This is a genomic window from Dietzia sp. B19 (assembly GCF_014145155.1).
In the GTDB taxonomy this organism is placed as follows: Bacteria; Actinomycetota; Actinomycetes; order Mycobacteriales; family Mycobacteriaceae; genus Dietzia; species Dietzia natronolimnaea.
In genome coordinates this window covers 1-4,355 of sequence record NZ_JAALED010000261.1, presented here as the reverse complement: position 1 = coordinate 4,355, position 4,355 = coordinate 1, and the positions used below count along the sequence as shown (strand labels likewise).

Sequence of the window (4,355 nt, the reverse complement as noted above, 5' to 3'; positions counted from 1 at the left end):
GGTGGCGTCGGCCAGGAACGCCTCCGGGTCGGTCGCCCCGAGCCCGGCGAGTGCGGTGGTCACCTCGATCAGGCGCGTCACCCGAGGTCGGAGCAGCGCGGCGAACTCCTCGGCCGGGCCGCCTGCCGCATCCGCCCGGTCGCAGGTGGCGGCGATGCGCTCGCTCAGTGCGGCCAGTCCGGCACCACCCCCGGCGAGGACCTTGCGCCCGAGCAGATCCTGGGCCTGGATCCCGTGCGTGCCCTCGTGGATCGGGTTGAGGCGGTTGTCGCGGTAGTGCTGCTCGACGTCGTAGTCGATCGTGTACCCGGCCCCGCCCAGTACCTGTACCGCGAGTTCGTTGGCCTTGAGGCACCACTGCGACGGCCACGACTTGGCGATCGGGGTGAGGACGTCCAGGAGGGTGGAGGCGGCTGCGGCCTCCTCCGGGGATCCGGTCTTCTCGTCGTCGACGAGCCTCGCGCAGAACAGCCCCAGCGCCAGGGCGCCCTCCACGTAGGACTTCTGGGCCAGCAACATCCGCCGCACGTCGGCGTGCCCGGTGAGCATGACCTGCGGCGAGGAGGGATCGGCACCGACGGTCCGCCCCTGAGGGCGGTTGCGCGCGTAGTCGAGCGACTTGAGGTACCCGGTGTACCCGAGGGCCGTGGCGCCCAGACCCACGCCGAGCCGGGCCTCGTTCATCATGGTGAACATCTTCTTGAGGCCGGTGTTCTCCTCGCCCACCAGGTAACCCACCGCACCCGGTCGGCCGCCGGGGGTGTGCATGCCCTGGCCGAGGGTGGGCATGGTGTTGACCGTGCCGCGGAAGCCCATCTTGTGGTTGAGGCCGGTGATCACGATGTCGTTGCGCTCCCCGATCGAACCGTCCTCGTCGACCAGGTACTTCGGCACCACGAACAGGCTGATGCCGCGGGTACCGGCCGGCGAACCGGGCACCTTGGCCAGTACGAGGTGCACGATGTTCTCGGACATCGCGTGCTCGCCGCCGGAGATCCACATCTTCTGCCCGAACAGCCGGTAGGTCCCGTCGTCCTGCGGCTCGGCGCGGGTGGTGATGTCGGCGAGGTTGGAGCCGGCCTGCGGCTCGGACAGGCACATGGTGCCGGTGAACCGGCCCTCGACCATCGGCTTGACGTAGCGCTCGATCTGCTCGTCCGAGCCGTGCTCGATCAACAGGTTGGCGTTGCCGGTGGTGAGCAGCGGGTACGCCGCGGTGGCGACGTTGGCCGCGTAGAACCACGCCATGCACGCCAGGTAGGCGGTGTAGGGCAGTTGCATCCCGCCCACCCGCTCGTCCATCGCGGCGCCCACCAGGTCGGCGTCGGCGAAGCGGCGCAGCGCCTCGGCGATCTCCGGGATGAGCTCGACCTCCTCGCCCACGAGCCTGGGCTCGTTGAGGTCCGCCTTGCGGTTGTGCGGGGCGAAATACTTCTCGGCGAGCTCGGCCGACAGGTCCACCACGGCGTCGATGGTCTCGCGGGAGTGGTCCGCGTACCGCTCACGCCCGCACAGCTCGGACACCCGCAGCCAGTCGTGGAGCAGGAAGTCGAGATCGGCGCGGGACATCACGGTGGAGGGGAGGGGGAGCGAGGGAGTCATGCCCCGCAGGGTACTTGCCCCGGGCGCGGTGCCGACTCGGGCCGTGCCCGGCGGAACCGGGACGGGCGGCCCGCGGGACCGTCAGCTCCCGCCGGTGGCGCGGGCGAACTTCTGCCCCATCCCGAGCATGGTCCTGGCGTACGCGGCGGGCATGAACCGCTTGCCGCGGTAGGCCTTGCGGGCGTCCGGGTCGGGCAGGATCAGGAACTCCTTGGCGTCCAGACCGGTCATCACCTCGGCTGCGATCTCGTCCGCGCCGCGCTCGGAGCGGTCGATGAGCTTGCTCGCGAATCCGCTCGCGGCGGGGTCCGAGGAGTTGAGGCTCGAAGCCAGGTTGGTGCGGAAGAACGACGGGCACAGCACGGACACGTCGATCCCGAACGGCTCCAGCTCCCACCGCAGGGTCTCGGAGATCGCCACCACGGCCGCCTTGACCGCCGTGTAGGAGGCCATGGTCGGCGGGTGTACGAGCCCGGCGAGAGACGCCGTGTTGACCAGGTGCCCGTGGCCCTGCGCCTTGAGCATCGGCACGAAGGTGCGGCAGCCCCGCGCCACACCCAGCAGGTTGATGTCCGTGATGAGCCGCCAGTCCTCCTCGGTGAGGTACTCGATGCGGCCGCCCTGGGCGATGCCCGCGTTGTTGACCAGCACGTCGATGCCGCCCCAGATCTGCTCGATCTCCGCGCGCGCCGCCTGCCATTCCTCCTCGGAACGCACGTCCAGACGCAGATAGCGCGCATCCCCGGGGACCGAGGCGGGCCGGTCGTCGGTGGCCGCGAGGTCCGCGACCATCACGCGGTCGCCGCGCTCGAGGAACGCCGTGACCAACGCCAGACCGAGACCCGACGCCCCGCCGGTGACCAGCACCCGGCGGTTGGTGTCCGCGGGGGAGGGGGAGGAGACGAACGGCAACCGGGCGAGGCCGGGGACGGGGAGGTCGGACAGCGGGAGGCGGGGGAGACGCATGACGCGAAACTACCGTCTCACCCGCGCGCGAGGGGTGCGGGCTGTCCTGCGGCGCCGAGGAACCCGGCGGCCATCGACACCGCGGGCCCCGAGGAGTCGGCTCCCTCGATGAGCACCGCGAGGGCGATGTCCCCGGTGGAACCGACGAACCAGCCGTGGGCGGGACCGGTGCCGACCTCGGCCGTGCCGGTCTTGCCCCCGAGTCCGGGGATCGAATTGGCTGCCGTCGCGGTGCCCGATCGGACGGTCTGCTCCATGTACCGGCGCAGGGTGTCGACGACTCCGGGGTCGAGCGGTTCCGGTGCGTCGTTGGCGTCGCCGGTCATCCCGTCGACGACGTGCGGCAGGATCATCCGCCCGCCGTTTGCCAGCGAGGCCGTCATGACCGCCATCCCGAACGGGCTGGCCAACACCTCGCCCTGCCCGATCGCCGCTTCCACGCGGGCCGGGCCCTGCTCGGTGACGGGCACGGACCCGGTGAAGGTGTCCGCTCCGAGGCCGGGGGCGACGAACCCGACGCCCAGGCCGAGCTTCGCGGCCGTGTCCTTCATGGCCTCCGGCGTCAGCCGGTCGCTGATGACGGCCTGGCTGGTGTTGCACGACCGGGCGAAGGCGGTCTCCAGCGGCACCGGGCCGAGCTCGAAGTCGTCGTCGTTGGGGATCGTGCGCCCCGACACGGTGACCGAGGCCGGGCAGGGCACGACCTCGTCCGGGCCCACGACGCCGGCCTCGAGCGCCGCGGCCGTGGTGACGATCTTGAACGTCGACCCCGGCGGGAAGCGGCCCTGCATGGACACCGGCCCCTGCCGGTCGGCGGCGGAGTTCTGCGCCACGGCCAGGATTCCGCCCGTCGAGGGCTGGATCGCCACGATCGAGGCGCCCAGAGCGGAGGAGTCCACCGCCTGCTGGGCGGCCCGCTGCATCGAGATCTGCAGCGTGGAGACGAGGTCGTCGACCTGGCCCACCGGGGCGCTGCCGAGCTCGATCGGTTCCGCGTCGGGATTGACGATCTCCGCGGTCCAGCCGCCCTCCTCCTGCAGCGCCTCGGTCCAGGCGTCGGGCAACCCGGTGAGAGCGGGGGAGTCGAGGTCCCGGTCGGTGCGGATGAGTTGGCCCTGCTCGGGCAGGCTCACCCCCGGGACGGCGGCGAGCTGCTCGCGGATCGGGTCGATGTCGGACGGGCGGAGCGCGACGATCTGGTACGGCTGGTCCCCCGCCTCCGTCATGCCCTCGCGGATCGTCTGCCCTGTGATCGTCGGCACCACGGGGTTCACCAGCGCCGCGACAGCGTCGGCCGACTCCACCGCCCCCGGCGCCAGGGTCACCGCGGTCACCGGAGTCCACTGCAGCAGCGGTTCGCCCGTGCGGTCGAGGACCGAGGTGTCGTAGTCCAGGATCTCGGAGAAGGCCAGGGTGCCCCCCGGCTCGAGGCGGGTGTCGAGGATCGTCGGCGCCCACTCGACCTTCCAGTCCTCGCCGACCCTGGTGGTCCGCGCCTCGCCGGTGGTCGTGACGATGCGGGCGGCGCCTTCCGTGCCGGGGGTCCCGCCGGCCGGGTCGGAGCCGGCCTCGTCGTCGTCGGCCTCGTCGTTGTCGGCCTCGTCGTCTCCGGCCGTCCCCATGTCCCAGGTGATCTCGACCGTCACGGGGTCGCGGTCCGGGCGTCGGTCCCCGTCCGGGGTCCCGGCGGAGAGGGTCGGCGTGAATCCCATCGCCAGCACGTTGGCCTCGAGGGTCTCCTGCGCCGCGGCCGGATCGGTGGTGAGCGCGGCCGCCCCCGCGAGGTC

The 4,355-nt window shown here is 71.9% G+C and carries 3 protein-coding genes; all 3 read right to left on the bottom strand.

The features are described from left to right. Nucleotides 1-1,602 (bottom strand): acyl-CoA dehydrogenase family protein (locus G6020_RS08380; protein WP_182610310.1); only part of this gene is annotated, 1,602 nt, incomplete at its 3' end. A gap of 81 nt (nucleotides 1,603-1,683) precedes the next feature. After that, the gene (locus G6020_RS08375) at nucleotides 1,684-2,568 is read right to left on the bottom strand and encodes an SDR family NAD(P)-dependent oxidoreductase (RefSeq protein ID WP_179523673.1); all 885 of its coding nucleotides are present in this window, start codon (nucleotides 2,566-2,568) and stop codon (nucleotides 1,684-1,686) included. A gap of 17 nt (nucleotides 2,569-2,585) precedes the next feature. Further along, nucleotides 2,586-4,355, bottom strand: a 1,770-nt coding sequence (locus G6020_RS08370) for a penicillin-binding transpeptidase domain-containing protein (protein WP_182610309.1), incomplete at its 5' end; no start/stop codon positions are given.

Excerpts from the sequence above, each read along its gene's own strand:
- G6020_RS08375 (WP_179523673.1), bottom strand. The coding sequence starts at position 2,568 with ATGCGTCTCCCCCGCCTCCCGCTGTCCGACCTCCCCGTCCCCGGCCTC.